Genomic DNA, 16,272 nt, shown 5'->3' with positions numbered 1-16,272 from the left:
TTGTGGCGCCGGCGCAAGGCGTTTGTACGATTAGGTACGCCTACCTGCTATCTCCCGGATTGCCCGCAACATGGTAAGTTGTTCTCTATTGGAACCGGATTCAAAGAATGGCTCGATCAAGAAACGCCGTCGATCTCGCAACAATCGAGGCTCGGCGGGAAGCTCTAAAAGCGGAACTTGCTCATCTGGACGAACAGGCAAAGGCGGCGGAGCAGACGGCTCGAGACGCTGGTCGTCCGGTTCTAACCGCAGCGCTCGAGCGGGTTAAAATTGCAGCGATCGACAAAGCGGATGCCCGGGCAATCGCGACGGCTATTTCGAAACACGGCGGCAAAGCGGTGGCAAGCCAGCTTGCGTCGCTAGGCTAGGCTTCCAGGTCCACCATCCAGACGAGAAGCCGGCGTTGGCCTAGTATCCAGATTAGGGCAGCCTCATCGGATGCCTCAACGCTTGAACCTGACCGCTCTCCTTGTCGACGAATATGACACCGCGCTCTCTTCTTCGTCGAGAAGCTTGGCTTCGAACTGCGTGAAGATACCGTGCTGACCGATGACAAGCGGTGGGTGGTGGTCGCGCCGCATGGTGCGGCAAACGGACTGTTACTAGCGCGAGCGGTTGGCGACCGGCCACGTGAGGCGATCGGCGATCAAAGCGGCGGTCGCGTGTTCCTGTTTCTCGAAGCAGACGACTTTGCCCGTGACCACCTCGCTTACACGCAGCGGGGCATCCGTTTTGTTGAAGCGCCTCGCCATGAACCATATGGCACGGCGGCGGTCTTCGAAGACCTCTACGGAAACCGATGGGATTTGATCGAACCTAGCGTGGGCAAGGGATGACCTTCGATCCGCCATTCTATGCGGTAAGCGCATTGGCTGGGATCGAACGCAGCGGTTCCCCAATCTTGGCAGCCACGGCCTGTCTGGGTGTTGCGCCGACGGAGGCTGACGGCCGGCGCTCGCTTCAGCGCGGCCTAGCAGGATACCCGAAAGCAGATTGACGGCGCCAGATCAGGCTGCCCCCTCCCCTGCCGGCCTGCCACAGACTGCGTCGTGTTGGTGGTTGGCGATCGCCCGTGCGCCTGTGCACGCGAGCGCCGCTCGTATGGTGTTTCGGGCGCTGTCGCGGTCCTGCCAAGCGAGGTATCACGCCCTATTTATTCGATCGTGGGGCCGCCTTTAACGAGGTTCTGCGGCGCGCGGGCGGTCAACCAAGATTGCGTTGCGTCGCCGCGCTAACGGCCATGCAAGCCCCCTGCCCTGCCTATGAAGCAGCCCCGCCAATCTCGCGCTCGTAAAGCAAAAGCGCCGCATCAGCGACGACGTCGGCGAGCACGCGTTTGCGTGCCGGGTCCGCGTCACGAAGAGCATAGAGTCGCGCAGCGGTCTCGGGATCTACCCTCACGTTGATCGCGATATTGCGATTGCCGGTTACGCGTGGCGGCCGTTGGAATGTCCCGGCTTGGGGACGCTCTTGAGGCACGGGCGCCGCTACAGGCGGAGCAGCTACAGCTGGGACAGCCGGACGCGACGGAAAGCCCGCCCCGTCGCTGATCTCGCGTAGCTTGGCTGGATCCTTGTTCGGGGGCGTATCATCGAACTCCGAGAGATCGAGCCGGGTCCGGGTCATGCTGCCTCCTTCACGGTACGCGCCTTACGCAGCCTCGCGATCACCGCTGCCGCGTAGGCCTCGGCGTTCTCGAGCGCTGCCTTCATGTTGCCGACGCCTTTGTCGTTGATGGTGCGAAGCGTTCCACCAGCGGCGAACATCGCGCGGTAGGCCTCGCGATTATAGATCATGACCGGAAGGACTGGAATTTCAGCATCGTTGAACTGCTCCGCGATGTCCTTCTGATTGTTCGAGCGCAGCGCCGGCGGGATTTGGCTGAACAGGATCGCATAATCGATCTCTGTCCTGGTGCCGCGCGCCGTCTGCTTGACGAGCTTGATAGCGCGGGCAGCCTGGGTGGCATCCAGATGCGACCCCTTGCAAGGAATGATCACCAAATCGCTTTGCGCGATTGCGAACGTGACGGTCGCGGTCGCCGCGCCTTCGAGGTCGACGAGTGTGAAGCGCGCCTCCGACGCGCCCCTCTCGATCTCGTCGATGATCGCGTTTTCGTCGCGGCACCCGACGACAGTTATCGCATCCGGTCGTCCCGGTAACTGGCCCCAGTCGACCAGCGGAAGGTTCGGGTCAGCATCGATCAGGCGCACGGTACCCCCCGCCTCCGCCAACTCTCCGGCGAGCAACAATGTCGCGGTGGTCTTGCCCACCCCGCCTTTCGGCGACACGAAGCTGATGACTGGCATGCTGCTCTCCCGTTGCGGCCAGGTTGCTACCATGTAGCAGCCAGCGTTCATGAAGCTGCTATATCGCAACCTAGCAGCTAGCGTCTAGCGACTTTGACGCAATCTGACAGCGAGCAGCTTGCGATATGGTTGCGATTTGATCGCAAATAGACCGCGAGGTGGTAGCGAGTTTATCGCGAGCCTGTTGCAGCTTAGGTGCGACAATGTTGCGGCCAAGAAGCTACATGCTCGCGGCCTGGTTGGTAGCCGGTTGCTGCTTGCTACCAACTAGCGATACGCACCCTTGCGATACCGTCGAGACGCGGTTGTATAGGCGCGAGGAGCAGGGCCACACCGTGTATGAACATGCTACGTCATAGCTATCGGGTTGCTACCCGAACGCAAACCGCGATCAGATCGCTACAATGTCGCTAGCTCGTTGCTACCAAGCAGCTACCAGACGAAGGAACAATCACCCTCAGTTCGCGTGTCGCCAAAGCAATTGATGAATCCGCAGTGCCAAGCCACAAATCGACAAGAGATTGAGACGCCGAACGCGACGAACGCGATCGGCGTTCACCAAAGCGCAAAATGGCGAAATCGATCGTGAAGTACCCACGGCCCGATCTCGTTCGACACGACCTGCACCACACCGGATATAACGACGCTCAAGACGAAGACCCGATCCTCTAATCGGGCGGCCGAGGCCGCCCGGACGATGTTCATTCCTCCCAGAGCGGCTTGAGCTTACGGGTCCGCTTTACTGCGGGGAGGGGTGCCCGCTCGGGCATCCCGTGTGCTGCGATCTCCGCTCGGACGTTTGCAAGTTCAGCGAGCCATGCCTGGGTGCGTGCGGTTTGGACGTGCATGTGAACCTCCGTCTGTTCGTTGAGACGGATGCCGGCTGACGATCGGGTGGGGTCAGGGTCACAGGACCGCGCAGCGGCCGCGCAAGCGGGGCGTGGGGGTGCCGATTTTGTCGTGGTCGGAGCGAAGCGAAGGCCGCGTCAAAATCGGGGGAACCGCGCATCCTTGACGCTGGCTCCGCCCGGTCGTCACGATGGACAGAGTCGACGACAGAGCCTTTCCGACGTTGGTAGGGCAGGGGAGGCGGCGACCCACGCGACGGTCTTGCCTCCCACGCGCGCCAATCACCCTTCCCGTACAACCGTCGTTGCCCAAATCGCGACCGTCAGCCGGTCGCTATCGAATTCCGCGGCAAGTCACGGGCATTGAGCCACTCGATCTCATCGGGAAGAAGGCCGCTTCATGCGGACGTTGCCACGTGGGAAGTCGATCTCGCGTTTCCGTCGCACGCGCTCGGTTGCGCTCATCGCAGGGCGTTGAGTGGGGAGGGGGGACTCGACATTCGCGATCCGATCCTCTCGGCAGAACGAAGAGCCCCGACGCCATCACGCCGGGGCGGTGCATCATCGTTCGTCGACGCGCATGATCGTCAGGACGCGCGTGGTCTTGAAAGGATCTGCCGGATCCTCCGAGCCCGCGCTCAGGTAGTGATTGTAATAGTCGATCTTCCAGTAGCAGTCGGCGCCTTCAAACCGGAACCGGCCCAGATCGTGCTCGCCGTACGTGTCGATCGCTTCGTCGAAGGCAGCGAAGTCGCGAACCGCGCGGAGCAGCTCCGCCCGCTTGCGGAAGTTTCGGAAGAGGCTGACGTCGCCTATCAGGTCTGCGATCCCGCTGGTCATCACGACACGGTTGTTGCCCGGGGCGGTGAGATGCTCGCGCAGCCAGTCGTTGAGGCGGGCGATCTCCGCTGCGCCACCCTTGGCGTGGTTCGATTGAGGCGTTTGCTCGGCCATGATGGTCTCCTGCCAATGACCCCGACGATCGGGGCCTTTCGACAGGCGACAGGACGGCCGGGGCATAGATCGCTCGCGCACCCGTAGGGTCGCAACGGAGTGGAGAAGCCCGCTGGCGGGCTTGCGCGGGAGGGCGCCCCGGCCAGGACGTAGGAGCCCGAAATGCCGCGCGGATCGTCGACCTGGAAGAGACTTCAGGTCGAGGCTGATGCTGGACGACCACGCCGATCGGGGCGTATCGTTCGACCATGGAAACGGCTGCCAACATCGTTGCCCTGTGGCCCCGCTGGATGGACAGCGCCGGCGATATGCTCAGGATGAAGGCGTTGGTCCGGACCCGGTGCTGCAAATGCGGAACGCTGATGCGGGCCGAGCTGGAAGACATCGTGGCACGCCACGGCTCTAACTATTCGCTCGTCGACAAACTGGAGCGCTGCCGGATGGTCGAGTGCGAAGGGTCTACCTTCTATCTGGCGTCGCGAACCTATGGCCGCGAATGGGTGACGCTCCTGCGCGACCCGCGACTGATGAAGGTGTTCGAGGCACTGACGCCTGTCCGGACGGCGTGGAGCTGATCGCCAGCCTCCGGAAGAGATTCCGTCTGAATTTGGATCCCGCACCCAAGCGGTGGACAGAAAGAAGCAGAAGCCCTTCGTCTCACGGCGCTGCTGTGCTTGCGCAGCAGGGCCGGGGCGGGCTCGATGCCCGCTCCGGCGCCTTCATGACGAGCGGAAAGGGGAGGGGGGCCGAAGCCCCCCGGGAGGCTCAGGCGTAAGGGTCGTACTCGTTGACGATCGTGAGCGAGCCGTCGTGATCTTCGGCGGTGATGACGGAATATTGGGTGCCGACGGCGATGACCATGGTTGCCACCATCAAGGTTCTTGCGACGCCCATGGCGTTTTTGCGGGCGATCCAGATATCGTTGAACATGTCCGAGGCTCCTGTGAAGCCGGCGGGGTTCATCCCCGCTCGACAGGCGCCCGACAGGACGGGGAAGGGCCGCGATCACTTTTTTCGCTTGCGAAAAAAGCCGTAGCGAAGCGCCCGGACCCCTGGCGGGTTGATCGTACAAGGCCCTGAGCCGGCCCAAGGATTGCGCCTCAAGAGCGGGGTGAAGCCCGCCTGCCCGGAACGTCGTGCTCAGCGTTGGTTTGCCGGTAACGCGCGCCCTCGCAGGCGCGGTGGACACCTGCCCAGTCCGTGCCCCCTCTCTGCGCCCCGATGTCGACGGGGACAGTGCGCTGCGCGGCGGTGCAGCCCCGGCCGGGCTAGGATGGAAGGAAGTTGCCGCTTTCCGGAAAGAAGTTTCCGCGCTGCGCGTCCGTCAGTCGATCGTCACCCGAACGGGCCGAGACCGGCTACGGGCTCGGTGCAGCGAAGCGGAATAGAGCGACGGTCCCGGCTTCGCCGGGAGACGCCAACTCGGTTCGAGACACCAACAAAGACAACCCGGTTTCATAACAAGGGTTTAGACGGGATGGCGAGCTCTACCGTCCCTTATGCCGTGGTCGTCGACGACGATCCGTTTATCCTCATGCACGCCTGCGACATTCTAGAGGAGGGCGGGGTTTCGTTTTCACGAGGCGAGTACGGGCAAGGAGGCTAAAACCCTTCTAGCCGATCACGCCGACGATGTGACGCTACTGTTCTCCGACGTGGAGATGCCTGGCGACACTGACGGGTTCGCGCTGGCCCATTACGTTGCCGAGCATTGGCCCTGGATCGAGATCGTGATCGCAAGCGGCAACGTGAAGCCGGGTCCGGGGGACATGCCCGACAAAGCGACGTTCATCGGCAAGCCGTTCAACGATCGTATGGTTCACCGACATTCAGGGAGAAGCTGCCGCACAACAAGCAACCCGAGCAGCTCAAGCAGGCGGTTTAGCTGCTTTTTGCAGAATTTGTGACCTTGCGGTCCTGATTGCCGGTGAACGCGAGAAGATGCCCGGAGCGTCAGCTCCGGGCCCGTACTGCCTCCCTCAGAAGGGGACGTCATCCGCCTCATCGTCCTGGGCGGCGCCTTGGCGTTCCTGGCGGCTTTTGCCGTAGGAAAGGAAGGTCACTTCGTCGGCGATGATCTCGACACCGTAGCGCTCGATGTTCTGATCGTCGGTCCAGCGGGTGTAGTGGATGCGGCCCCGGACCATGACCTTCTGGCCCTTCTCGACATACTGCGCGACGGTCTTGCCGACCCCGTTGAAGCAGGTGATCCGATGCCATTCGGTGTCCTCGACCCGGCGACCTTCGCCATCCTTCATGGTCTTGCCATCCTGGTCGCGCTTGGGCCGCGAGGTGGCGAGGGAGAAGTTGGTGATCTTGGTGCCGCCCTGGGTGGTACGGACTTCAGGCGTGGCGCCGACGTTGCCGGCGAGGATGACGAGGTTCTGCATTTCGAGGTTCCTTTTTTGCTCGCCGGGGGGTCCGTCCCCTCGACTGAACACCAAAAAAGACGGCCAGGACGCCCTCTCCACCGAAAGCGCGAAGACGCGAAGGGGAACCCCGATCGAAGGGGTGGTGCGGGCAGCCGTGGCACACGGCAACTCGGCCCGAATGATCGCGGGTTGGAGGGGGTGGACGGCCGGATTAGGTCGTTCAGGAAAGAGAGGGGATGGACCCCCACCGGCGGGCAACGGACATGGAACCGTGAGGCAGGACGCCCTTGTCGCGTCGCTCGTCCGGCAGTGTCACTGTTCCTGGTTCCGCTATCCAGGCGCTCTCTGACACCCTCCCTCGCCGGTGCTCGCGCCCTGCGCCGGTGCCTGTCGTGAAGGATGATGGTTGCGGCGTGGACCTTGGTGCCGCCTTTCGCCGTCACGGCGCGCGCGCGTCGTGCGTGTCGAGATGACGATGGGGGGTTCGTGCTGCGCAGCGTCCCGCCTGGACGGCAGGAACCAAGCGCGGCTGACGTGCCTGCCGGCAGTGCATCCCACCTGGCACAACGCGGCGAAGCCGGCGCAGAGACCAACGCGGTGGAGGTGGCGTGCCCCCTGTCCGGGAGGAACACGGCCCCGGGGCAGGCTCCGGCCTCGCCCCAAGGAACCGCTCCGCGTCGGAATCGCGATTTGGGCGCGATAAGTCCCCGTCAGTCGAGCGTCACCCGAACAGGCCAAGACCGGCTAGGGGCTCGGCGGAATAGCGCGCTGGTCGCGAGACTATTCACCCGAACCTTCGCAAGATTGCCCTTAGGAACCAGTCATCAACGCTCGGCTGTTCGCCTTGGAAAGCCTGCACGACCGATCATGGCATCGACAGCGCGATCCGCTTCCTCACCACTCAGGCGGGAGGCCGGGGCCGGAGTCTGCGACGGTGTCGAAAAGCCTCGTTCCGCGCGCGCGAGGAGCGCTGTGGTTGTCCGTCATGACGACGTGATAGGTGTCGCCGTCAGCGGAAGCGCGAAGCGCCAGCTTTGCGCAGCCGTCTGTAACCGTTTGGGCGAGGCATCGGTTTGCTCCTCAACGGGGTGGAAGTAAGTGGATTTCCGCGGGGAGGCCGCAAAGGGCGAGGCCGCTGGCTTTGCCAGCGGCCGAGCCGAAGCTCAGGCGACCTCTCGGTCGCGCTGAGCGTTCTGAGCTGCGGGCGGGGTGCCGAGCGGGCCGCGGCGGTCGACCACGCGGATACCGGCCTTCTTGGCGTCGATTACCAAGCGCTCGGTCACGCCGTTACCCTGGAAGGCGATGACGTAGCGAGGTTTCAGCGAGAGCATCTGCTCGTTGCGACGGAAGCCGGCACGATCACCCAGCTTGCGATCGAGACCGAAGCGGACTTGCTGGATGCCGTTTTGCTCGGCCCACGACGCCGCAATGCGCTCGATCCCCTTCATGTCGCCGCCATGGACGAGATACATGTCGCCGACGCGCTCCCGAACCGCACCCAGGGTGCGCAGCAGATTGTCGCCAAACGCCTTCATGTCCTCGTCGGTCCGGAAGGTCAGCCGTCCCCCGGCAAACACGACCGGGGTGCCCTGAGCCGTGTTGGCGTCACGGACGCGCTCGCGGCGAGCCTGAAGGAAGGCGCGTCCGTCAACGATTGCCGACGTAACCCCGAGCGAAATGCGGTTGCCGGTCGACGGGATCCAGGAACGGCCGGTCTCGCGGATATAGTGAGCCGCTGCGGTGTCGCGCATGTGTTCGTAGCAGGTGGCGGCTTCCTCGATCTTCTTCGCAAGGTCGATCTTGTCCTCGAGGTTAGCGGTGTTGATCTCCGAACCGTCCTGCTCGGCCAGGAGGAGCCTGATCTCGTCGGTGAGACGGTCGATGGTCGCGTGCTTCTTCGCCGCGGCCCGGTGGAAGAGGTTGACCAGGCCCCAGCCCATCTCCTCGATGTCGCGCTCGAGCGACGTGTTCTGGAGGGTTGCGAACAGGTCGCTCCAGATGGCGGTGGTGGTCTGCTCCAGTGCTTCGGTCGAGGGCGGGCACATGCCTGAAATGTCTTCGGCGCGGGGTTCGAGGTGTCCAAGCTCCAGATCGGAGAGTGCGGCAGCGAGGGAAGTGGTCATGGGGTCAAGCCCTTCATCTGATCGAGGCCGGCGGCCTATCCGCCGGATGCGCACCTCCTGGGCGGCCGAATAAGAGGCGCCCGCACCGGAGCGCAGCGGAGGGAAACCGCAAAAACCGGGGTGGTGCGGGCAGCCGCAAAGCGGCAACTCGGCCCGGATTTTTGCGGTTGCGGGGGTCTCGCGGCCGCCCATGTGTCGCATCTCTCTGGCGGAGGGCTGTCGGGCGTCAGGTGGCGTCGGGCGCAGACGTGACCACGCTTGCTGCTACGGTTGACGTGGGGCTCAACTCGAACGTCGCGATGTCGTTGAGAAGCGCCTGCCACGTTGCACACAAGCGGACCATCGCCGCTGGGGTGATCCGTGGGCGCTCTATCGGCGCCGATCGCATCGACCATGGTGCGCAAGCGGGTCGACCAGATCCTCGCTCCGGGTCGCGGCATAGCCCACGCACGCCGTAGCTTGCGAGAACAGGCCCGGGACGGGCAGGGCGAAGCAGCGCCGCCAATCGAGGTCAAGGCGCCAAGGCGCGACGTCCGCACCTCCAGCGACAAGCGCTGCCGACGTGGGATGCCCCGTACCGAGGCTCTTCCACCCGTCGGTCGTATGCGACGTATCGACAAGCGGAGCGGCAGGCGCTGACGACATCTTCCGCCTCGACCGTGATTTCCGCACGGTAATGGGCAGGGTATTCGAAAGGGGTCGGTGAAGGTCTTCATGAGACCGGACTCCTGAAGGCTGGCAAAATGGGAGACACAAGCGGCTCGGGTCATTCGTAGCGGGGACGCCCGGCCGGAAAGGCGAGAGCGGGCCAGCCTTCGTGGGCGTGGGTCCCGAAGCGACCAGCGGAGAGGATGCTGCTGATCTCGCGCGCGTGATCGCCGACGTTCCAATCGCGATTGAGATGCGCCTGAAACTCCAGCGCCATCGTCCACCCGTGGTCCTTGTGACCCTCGGCAAAGGTGACGCCACAGGCAGTCAGTGCCGGTTCGGTACAGAGTTCGCCGGAATCTCAGTACGATGGTGATGGTCTTTGGCCAGCGCGTCGGACGCGCGATGAAAGTCGTCGAGCCAGCGCCCCATCGGGACGCGTTGCTCAGGGAGAAGTGCGGCCTGCGCGGCCTGAAAATCGAGTAGCGCCAAGGGCGCCGTCTCGATGATGCGGTCGACTTCGGCCGATGATAGGAGGCCGCGTTCGCGGATGAACTCGGTGATGCTGCCGGGACGCGGCGTCGCACCGCGACGGCCAAGCACCGGCTTGCGCCACAGGCCCTCGACATTGCGAAGGCGAGGCTTGGCTCGCGCTTCCATCAACACAATGATGCGCAGCTCCTCGGTTGAAAGCTCCAGCACCTCGTCGGGCTTGATGCTGCCACAAAAATAGCAGCTCGATTTGGGCGGGACGGGGAGTCCGGCGCGCGCGATGCGCGCCTCGCAGTCGGCGCGCGACCATTCCCATTCCCGCAAGGGGTAGCGGTAGGCGTAGCGAGGATCCTCGCACCCGACCGCATGATGGTAACGCTGCGTGTCGCGTCCCGAGGCGTCGTAGCCGATCAGCTTTACCACGCGCCCGCCTGCGTCCCAGCAGCGGCGCGCGGGTTCCCACTGGGCGGTCCAGGCATCTTGCGGGGCCGCCTTCCATTTCTGGCTGCACGACCCGCCACCAAATACCACGGAGGGCAGGGTGGCGTTGGTCAGCATGTTCTCGGCGATGCCCGCATAAGGCGGCCAGTGTTTGAAGTTGCGGGGCTGGTAGCGGACGATCTCGGATGGGATGCCGCGTTCCGACATCCAGGCCCGGAACACGGGGATGAACGCATAGGTCGCCGATTTTTCGGCGCCGGGATCGGCGAAGAGAACCATGTCGACGGGCTCGCCGCGTTCGGCGAGCTCGACGATCATGGCGGTGGAGTCAACGCCGGCCCCCCAGGCCGCGATGACGGGCGGGCGATCAACCATTGGTCGTATCCCGGACGATGATCGCCGCATGAACGATGCGGTAGGCGCGCTTGCGAAACGCCGGGATGCGGCAGATCGCGCGGCTTTCCGGGTCGCGGAACAGCGGCGTCTTGCCCTTGGGGTTGGCAACCACCTCGAAGCGGCTGCGGTCGCTGCCGTCGCTGAAGCGCATGGGCTCATCGAAGATGATGATCTGCCCAGGCTTCGGGGTCGGCTTGGCCCGGTCGAGCTTCTTCGCGAGCAGGTTGGCGCGGCACCGCGCGCGCCAGGCCAAGGCATATTTGCTGTCCGTAGCGGTCAGCTCGTCGAGGATCGCGGCCGGGCACTCGCTCTCGTTCGGCCCGACCGTTTCATCCATATCCTTGTACCCGAACGTGCAGCCGTCGCGCGCGCCGGTGCTGGTCTTGGTGAGGCAGACGATGCCGAACACAATCCGTTCGACGTCGTCCGCGAGACGCTCGCAAGCGGCGTAATAGGTCGATCCGACCATGGCCGATGCCAGCACGGTCAGGCGATGCGTGTCTCGCTGGTAGGTGAACTGGTTGTCGAGATAGGAGCGCGAGGTGGCGTGGCCGCCCAAATCGCGCATGAAGAGCCAACCCATGATAAGTCTCCGATGACGTGAGGATCAGGCGGCAGCGGCGAGGCGCGGAGTGCCTACGTCACCAACCGTCGCCGTGAGCCGGCGCTGGAACGTGGCTGCATCCAGCAGCTCGGCGATCGGTGCGCGCTGAACGGGGCCGGCGTGTTCGCCGCCCCGGCAGCGATTGAAAGTGATTTCGCTGTCGGGGAGGAAGCTGTGCGGCCGCACCCGGATCGACAGATCGGCGTGGCGCAGCTCGGTTGTTCCGTCGTCCGCGATCCCGCCCATGTCCGTGTCGATGCGGACGTCATGCGCCTCGAGGCCGATCGCCGCAGCAAGCGAAGCGAGCGCGACGCGTGCCTGTCGATGGAAGGTCCGTTTCGCCGCGCCATCGCCGGCGACGGTATTGCCGGCGATGGCGAGCAGCGCGGATCCGGCGATGACGGTGCCCCGACCGTCCGCACAGCGCAGGCGCAGTTCGTTGGTGCTGGGCGCACCAAATTCGGCGACGGACGCCAGGTTGCGGATCAGCAGCAGGATCGACGCATCACGGTCGATCGGATTGCCGGCACGCCGGCAGTCGTCAACGCCCGCGTTCAGGGCATGGAGCGCAGCGGGCAGGGTGCCCAGCGCGGCAGGGGAGAGCGCCTCGTTGTGGCGGTAATGGGTGTCGTAGAGCATGACCGAACCTCCTGAGCGCACACGCGCGCTCAAAAGGCCGAAGGCTCCCTCTCCTCCGTGGACGGTGCCTTGGTCAGAGCATAAAGCGTACAGGATCGGCAGATCGTGAGGCCGCGTCATAGCCGGACTGCCAAGCCGTACGGAGCTTGCTCCCTCGGCGGTAATGGCAACGGTCGTTGCCCATGACAAAGCAGCGCCATCCCGATTTCTCGGCTTCCCACAGCGGGTCTTCCCGCGTGGGAGCGAGCAGGTCCATGAGATCGACGCGCGTGGCGGCGTTCATGGCGGGCCTGCATGGTCGCCGAATGCGCCGGCAGGGAGCGTCCAGCGATCCGCCAGGATCGAGAGACGCCAGACCGGATCATCGGCTTGCGCCAATTCGTCGGGATGGAGCGTCGCAGCCGGGAACGCCGTGCCGCGGTCAGCGAGCTGCGTGACGGTGAGCGAGCGATGGATCGTCTTCCCGCTCGCGGCTTCGCGAGCCGCAACCCGTCGGAAGGCGGCGGGGAAGACGAGCCGGAGCGTCGCCCATTGGTCCGGTGAGCCGAAGATGCAGGCTCGGCACGACAGACGTCCCCATCCCAGGACGTAGGCCGGGTGGGGGCGGATGCGCGCTTGCGAGATCGCGTCCCAGGTCAGGCGCTCGGTCCAGTCATGGACCGGGCGCCAATGATCGACTGCACGCGCGAGGGTGGAGGTGCGATGCGGCTCAAACGTCGCATAGCGCGCACGCGAGGGACTTTCCTCGGCGCGCTCGCCGGTGATGACGAGCGTGCGGCCGTCGAGGAAGCGCGGCTGATTCCGGATCGCGGCGGCGAGGACGTCGATCTTCAGCGCGGGGCTGCACCAGCGCACCCGAAGATCGGGAGACGTCTGGGGAAAAAGCCCGCGCGTGCCAGCAGGGCCGTTGCCCCCGGCACGGCCGATGCCGGTCGGTGTCTCGAACGCGATCGGGGCGGTCGGCGCGTCGTCGCGCGCCAGCTCGCGCGCGAAGCCGCCCTCGCGCCACGAGACGTAGAGAGCGATCCCTAACTGCTCGGCGATCGCGCGGACATAGGCGGGGGTGCACGGCCAATCCATGAAGGTCGGGCCGTGGCCATCGACATCATGGTGATGCAGCTCGATCGCGTGTGCCGGCACGCCGAGGCTGAGGAGGTGGAGCAGGGCGGCAAGGCTGTCCTTGCCGCCACTGAATGCCACGACGAAGCGCCGGTAGGCGCCGAGGTCGGGGAGGGCGGCCGGAGCGGTCATGCTGCTTCACGGATCTGTTCCTCGGGTTCGGCCGAGGCGTCGAGGCCGGTCGCGCGGAGCAGATACCCGGCTGCCGCTTCTGCCTTCGCCGCGGCGGTCATGATCGCGCGGCTGTCCTTGCGCAGCACCTTCAACCACGAGCCGATATAGGCGGCGTGGTCGTCCATATGCGACGTCGGCAGACCGAGATCGGCACCGAGCAGCGCTGAGGTCATCTCGGCACAAAGCTCCTCGAACGCATAGGCGTCGTCGCCGAAGCGCTTGCCGAACGTGCGATCGAGCCGGTCGGGATGGCCGCTCCAGTGGCCTGCCTCATGGGCGAGTGTTGCCGCAAAGTAGGCGCGCGTCGAGAATAGCGCGACGGGCGGCATGGTGATGGTGTCGGCGGTGCGGTCGTAGAACGCGCGATCGCCGCGCGTGTGGACCGTAGCCGGCAGGGCATCGAGGAAGCGCTGCGCGCGCTCGGGCAGCGCATCGGCCGGGGGCACGATGCTGACAGGGCTCGGGTAGAAGTCAGGAGACAGCCCGTCGATCTGGTCGCAATTGAACACGGCGTAGGAGCGCAGCACGCGCCGCATCTCGTCGGTCGTGTCGCCGGTGACGACGGATTCGACGGTTTTGCTGTAGGATTTGTAGAAGATCGCAATCTGCGAGCGCTCGCCCTGGCGGACCTGGCCGCCAAGGGCCTGCGCCTGTTTGTATGTCATCCAGGTGCGCGAGTTGTAGCCCGCGCCCTCGGCACACAGCCACAGCCAGAAGCAGTTGATGCCTTTGTAGGGGTCGCCGGTCGCGCGCAGCGGACGGCCGCCAAGGCCGGGGCGCCATGGCTTGACCCAGGGACGCACCCCGGATTCGAGCTTGTCGATGATCGTGTTGGTGATGATGTCAGCAGGCGAGGGCTTGTCGGTGGTCTGTGCCACGATCGTTCTCCTGATTGAGGTGAGGCGAACCCGCGTGAGCATCCTCCCCTCTTTCGGGAGGCGGTGCCGGGTCACAGAAAGAGGGGCGGCACTCCGTGAAAAGTGCCGCCCCCAGGTGCCTCGAAATGTGCAAGCCGGCGTCAGGCCGCTTGGCTGAAATCCTCCTCTTCCTCGTGATCGATCACTGCGTCGTCACCGGTGTCGAGGTCGGTATCGTCGTCCTCGTCCGGATCGGTGCCGGTCTCGTCATCGGCGAAGCTCGAGCGCAGCGGCGTGCGCGCCGCCTTCTCTTGTGCCTCGAAGCGCATGGCTTCCGGCAACCAGGCGGTCGCCTTCTCGCGGATCTCGGCTTCGACGATGCCCTGGCCGTTGCACAGCGAGGCACAGGTGCCGGCAAGGTCGCCCTTCTTGGCGTCCTTGTAGCGGCCGCGCAGGATCGGCCCGCCAATCTCCTCGAGCGCGTCGAGCATGACGGTCTTCTTAACCCGGCCGAAGAAGTTCTCGGCCGTCGGGCGCCACCAATTCTCGACCTGGATGTCGAGGAGGCGACCGAGATGGTCGTGGAAGCCGTTACTCCGATAGCCCTCGGCGACGTTGAGCGTCGGTTCGAGAGTTCGTGCTATCGAGTATGCAACCCAAGCGCCCCGGGCCTCGTCGTCGAGCGCCCGGAAGGCGTCGAAGCGGGCGGTCATGGTCGGCAGACCCGCCCAGCTCGTGTCGAGCCGCTGGCGCTGGTCGTCGATCGTCTGCGACGCCATCGATCCCTCGTCGCGGAACCCGAAGATCGGGAAGCCCGCGGCGCTCGACTTCAAGGTCGAGTGGTTCGGGATGTGCGCCTGCTCGAACACCACGTTCTGCGCCATCAGGAAGATGGTCAGGTCGAGTGCGAGTCCCGGGTCGCTGGCGACGTGGGCGGCGAGGATCTGGCGGCGCTGCGTCGCCAGTTCATCAATCAGCGTGGCGCTGAGCTTCGGACCCTGCTCGCCGTCACCGGCATCGCCGTCCCCGGTCGCGCCGCCCGACTCCTTGGGCGGGGCGTTCGGATCCACGACCGGCTTTTCGCTGAAGAGGCGGGTGTGGACGCGGGGTTCACCGTCACCGCCGATATAGACGAACGTCCCGATCTGCGCCTTCAGCGCCGGATCGATCTCATGACGGGCGTCCTCGATCGTCTCCAGCTCGCGCTCGATCGCCTCGATACGCGCGTTCGCTGCCTCGGCTTCGGCGCTGCCGTCGGGCAGTTCCTGCTCAAGCTGGTCGATCAGCGCGTCGTTCTCGGCCGACAGAACCTCGACACGCGCGGTCTCGTCCTCGGTGAGGGCGCGGGCGGGAGCGTGATACTCGTGAAGCTGGCGCTCGAGGTCGTAGGGAACGTGCGTCGCCGCGATCGGCGTGACGAACGCGAGGCCCTGGTCTCGCGCCAGTTCGGCCGCTGCGGCTTCGAGCTTCGAGGCGGCAAGCGTCTCGATCAGGTCGACGTCGATCCAGTTCTCATCGCCTTCCGTGGCGAACAGGTCGCCCTCGATGCGGCCGCCCGCGGCGACATAGGCTTCGCGACCGACGAAGCGGGCCTTGGCGTCGTTCGCCTTGACCGTGCCGTTGAGGATCGCGCGACGGATATTGTCGGGGTTGTCGCCGTAGTATGAGGTTTTCATCTGGGCGAACACACGCGTCTGGCGGTCGACGTCGGTGGTGACGGCGTAAGCCTGCGCAACGCCGAGCGTGATCTCGCCGGCTGCGAGCGCCTCGAATACTGGCGGGGCCAGCTCGGCAAGGCGCACGCGTTGCTCGACGAAGCGGGTGGTCACGCCTTGGCGCTTGGCGACGTCCTCGGCGGTCATGCCCTTCTGGATCAGGAAGTTGAACGCGGTGCATTCATCGGCCGGATTCATCGGCACGCGCTGGAAGTTCTCGGCGAGGCTCGCCTCGATCGAGTTGTCGTCGTCGCTCAGCACGAGGACCGGGACGGTGTGATCGGCGGGGAGGGTGCCCTGCTGGATCAGGAGCTGGAGCGCGCGCAAGCGCCGACCGCCCGCCTTCACGGTGAACGTACCCGCCTTCTTGAGCGGGGTGACGATCAGGTTCTGCAACAGCCCCTGGGCTGCGATGTTCGCGGCGAGGGTGTCGATCCCTGCGTCACGGTTGGATTTGCGCACATTGTCCTTCGACAGCGTCAGGTTCTTGACCTTCACGGACTGGATCATCGGTCGTCTCCGTTTGGAAATGGCGCGCCGCGTCCCGCGGTCACGCGAGCCTGGTCCTCCAAGCTCACAAA

Annotated in this window: 17 protein-coding genes and 1 pseudogene; 4 read left to right on the top strand and 14 right to left on the bottom strand. The window is 64.9% G+C overall.

The genetic code is table 11. The features are described 5' to 3' along the window. The first annotated feature begins 107 nt into the window (after nt 1-107). Together C8J44_RS17565 and C8J44_RS17560 are read left to right on the top strand one after the other, a co-directional pair. Nucleotides 108-368 carry a hypothetical protein gene (locus tag C8J44_RS17565; RefSeq protein ID WP_121905588.1) on the top strand — a complete coding sequence of 87 codons (261 nt, stop codon included), beginning with the start codon at nt 108-110 and terminating at the stop codon, nt 366-368. Between the two features lie 70 nt (nt 369-438). Continuing rightward, nucleotides 439-836: pseudogene (locus tag C8J44_RS17560) on the top strand (VOC family protein). Between the two features lie 424 nt (nt 837-1,260). On the opposite strand, the gene C8J44_RS18340 reads toward C8J44_RS17560, so the two are convergent. From C8J44_RS18340 to C8J44_RS17550, 3 genes are all read right to left on the bottom strand, one after another. Continuing rightward, entirely contained in the window at nt 1,261-1,626 is a 366-nt protein-coding gene (locus C8J44_RS18340; protein ID WP_147453227.1) for a hypothetical protein, read from the bottom strand. Beyond that, nucleotides 1,623-2,309 carry a ParA family protein gene (locus C8J44_RS17555; RefSeq protein ID WP_121905587.1) on the bottom strand — a complete coding sequence of 229 codons (687 nt, stop codon included), beginning with the start codon at nt 2,307-2,309 and terminating at the stop codon, nt 1,623-1,625. Before C8J44_RS17555 ends, C8J44_RS18340 begins: the two co-directional genes overlap by 4 nt. A 1,409-nt stretch (nt 2,310-3,718) precedes the next feature. After that, nucleotides 3,719-4,111 (bottom strand): DUF3768 domain-containing protein, encoded by a 393-nt coding sequence (locus C8J44_RS17550; protein WP_183128844.1) that lies wholly within the window; start codon nt 4,109-4,111, stop codon nt 3,719-3,721. Nucleotides 4,112-4,359: 248 nt separating this feature from the next. On the opposite strand from C8J44_RS17550, the gene C8J44_RS17545 reads away from it, so the two are divergent. Then, complete coding sequence (locus C8J44_RS17545) at nt 4,360-4,686, top strand: hypothetical protein (protein WP_121905586.1); 327 nt, start codon at nt 4,360-4,362, stop codon at nt 4,684-4,686. A gap of 190 nt (nt 4,687-4,876) precedes the next feature. Here the strand turns inward: C8J44_RS17545 and C8J44_RS18560 are convergent, their stop codons facing one another. After that, a complete protein-coding gene (locus C8J44_RS18560) occupies nt 4,877-5,041 on the bottom strand; it encodes a hypothetical protein (RefSeq protein WP_183128843.1) in 165 nt (54 codons plus the stop codon). 704 nt (nt 5,042-5,745) lie between these two features. On the opposite strand from C8J44_RS18560, the gene C8J44_RS18850 reads away from it, so the two are divergent. After that, the gene (locus C8J44_RS18850; protein WP_242152868.1) at nt 5,746-6,018 is read left to right on the top strand and encodes a hypothetical protein; all 273 of its coding nucleotides are present in this window, start codon (nt 5,746-5,748) and stop codon (nt 6,016-6,018) included. A 72-nt stretch (nt 6,019-6,090) separates the two neighbouring features. On the opposite strand, the gene C8J44_RS17530 is transcribed toward C8J44_RS18850, so the two are convergent. The 10 genes from C8J44_RS17530 to C8J44_RS17490 form a co-directional block, all read right to left on the bottom strand. Continuing rightward, the gene (locus C8J44_RS17530) at nt 6,091-6,501 is read right to left on the bottom strand and encodes a single-stranded DNA-binding protein (protein ID WP_037527256.1); all 411 of its coding nucleotides are present in this window, start codon (nt 6,499-6,501) and stop codon (nt 6,091-6,093) included. 1,145 nt (nt 6,502-7,646) lie between these two features. Further along, nucleotides 7,647-8,606, bottom strand: coding sequence for a DUF2493 domain-containing protein (locus C8J44_RS17525; protein ID WP_121905584.1), 960 nt, complete (start codon nt 8,604-8,606; stop codon nt 7,647-7,649). 766 nt (nt 8,607-9,372) lie between these two features. Continuing rightward, nucleotides 9,373-9,531: a hypothetical protein gene (locus C8J44_RS18555; protein ID WP_183128842.1), complete on the bottom strand. Its 159-nt coding sequence runs from the start codon at nt 9,529-9,531 to the stop codon at nt 9,373-9,375. A 50-nt stretch (nt 9,532-9,581) separates the two neighbouring features. After that, a complete protein-coding gene (locus C8J44_RS17520; RefSeq protein WP_121905583.1) occupies nt 9,582-10,562 on the bottom strand; it encodes a hypothetical protein in 981 nt (326 codons plus the stop codon). Continuing rightward, entirely contained in the window at nt 10,555-11,166 is a 612-nt protein-coding gene (locus tag C8J44_RS17515) for a DUF6927 domain-containing protein (RefSeq protein ID WP_121905582.1), read from the bottom strand. Before C8J44_RS17515 ends, C8J44_RS17520 begins: the two co-directional genes overlap by 8 nt. 24 nt (nt 11,167-11,190) lie before the next feature. Further along, on the bottom strand, nt 11,191-11,826 hold the full coding sequence (locus C8J44_RS17510) for a hypothetical protein (RefSeq protein WP_121905581.1): 636 nt from the start codon (nt 11,824-11,826) through the stop codon (nt 11,191-11,193). 73 nt (nt 11,827-11,899) lie between these two features. Further along, the gene (locus C8J44_RS17505) at nt 11,900-12,109 is read right to left on the bottom strand and encodes a hypothetical protein (RefSeq protein ID WP_121905580.1); all 210 of its coding nucleotides are present in this window, start codon (nt 12,107-12,109) and stop codon (nt 11,900-11,902) included. Beyond that, complete coding sequence (locus tag C8J44_RS17500; protein WP_121905579.1) at nt 12,106-13,077, bottom strand: phosphoadenosine phosphosulfate reductase family protein; 972 nt, start codon at nt 13,075-13,077, stop codon at nt 12,106-12,108. Before C8J44_RS17500 ends, C8J44_RS17505 begins: the two co-directional genes overlap by 4 nt. Continuing rightward, nucleotides 13,074-13,997 (bottom strand): ArdC family protein, encoded by a 924-nt coding sequence (locus tag C8J44_RS17495; protein ID WP_121905578.1) that lies wholly within the window; start codon nt 13,995-13,997, stop codon nt 13,074-13,076. The genes C8J44_RS17500 and C8J44_RS17495 overlap by 4 nt, the downstream gene beginning before the upstream one ends. A 140-nt stretch (nt 13,998-14,137) precedes the next feature. Then, nucleotides 14,138-16,201: a ParB/RepB/Spo0J family partition protein gene (locus tag C8J44_RS17490; RefSeq protein WP_121905577.1), complete on the bottom strand. Its 2,064-nt coding sequence runs from the start codon at nt 16,199-16,201 to the stop codon at nt 14,138-14,140. Between the last annotated feature and the right edge of the window lie 71 nt (nt 16,202-16,272).

Origin of the sequence: Sphingomonas sp. PP-CE-3A-406 (assembly GCF_003688625.1) — a bacterium.
Lineage (GTDB): Bacteria > Pseudomonadota > Alphaproteobacteria > Sphingomonadales > Sphingomonadaceae > Sphingomonas.
Note: the sequence above shows the minus strand (reverse complement) of the source record. Positions and strands in the feature narration are given on the sequence as shown.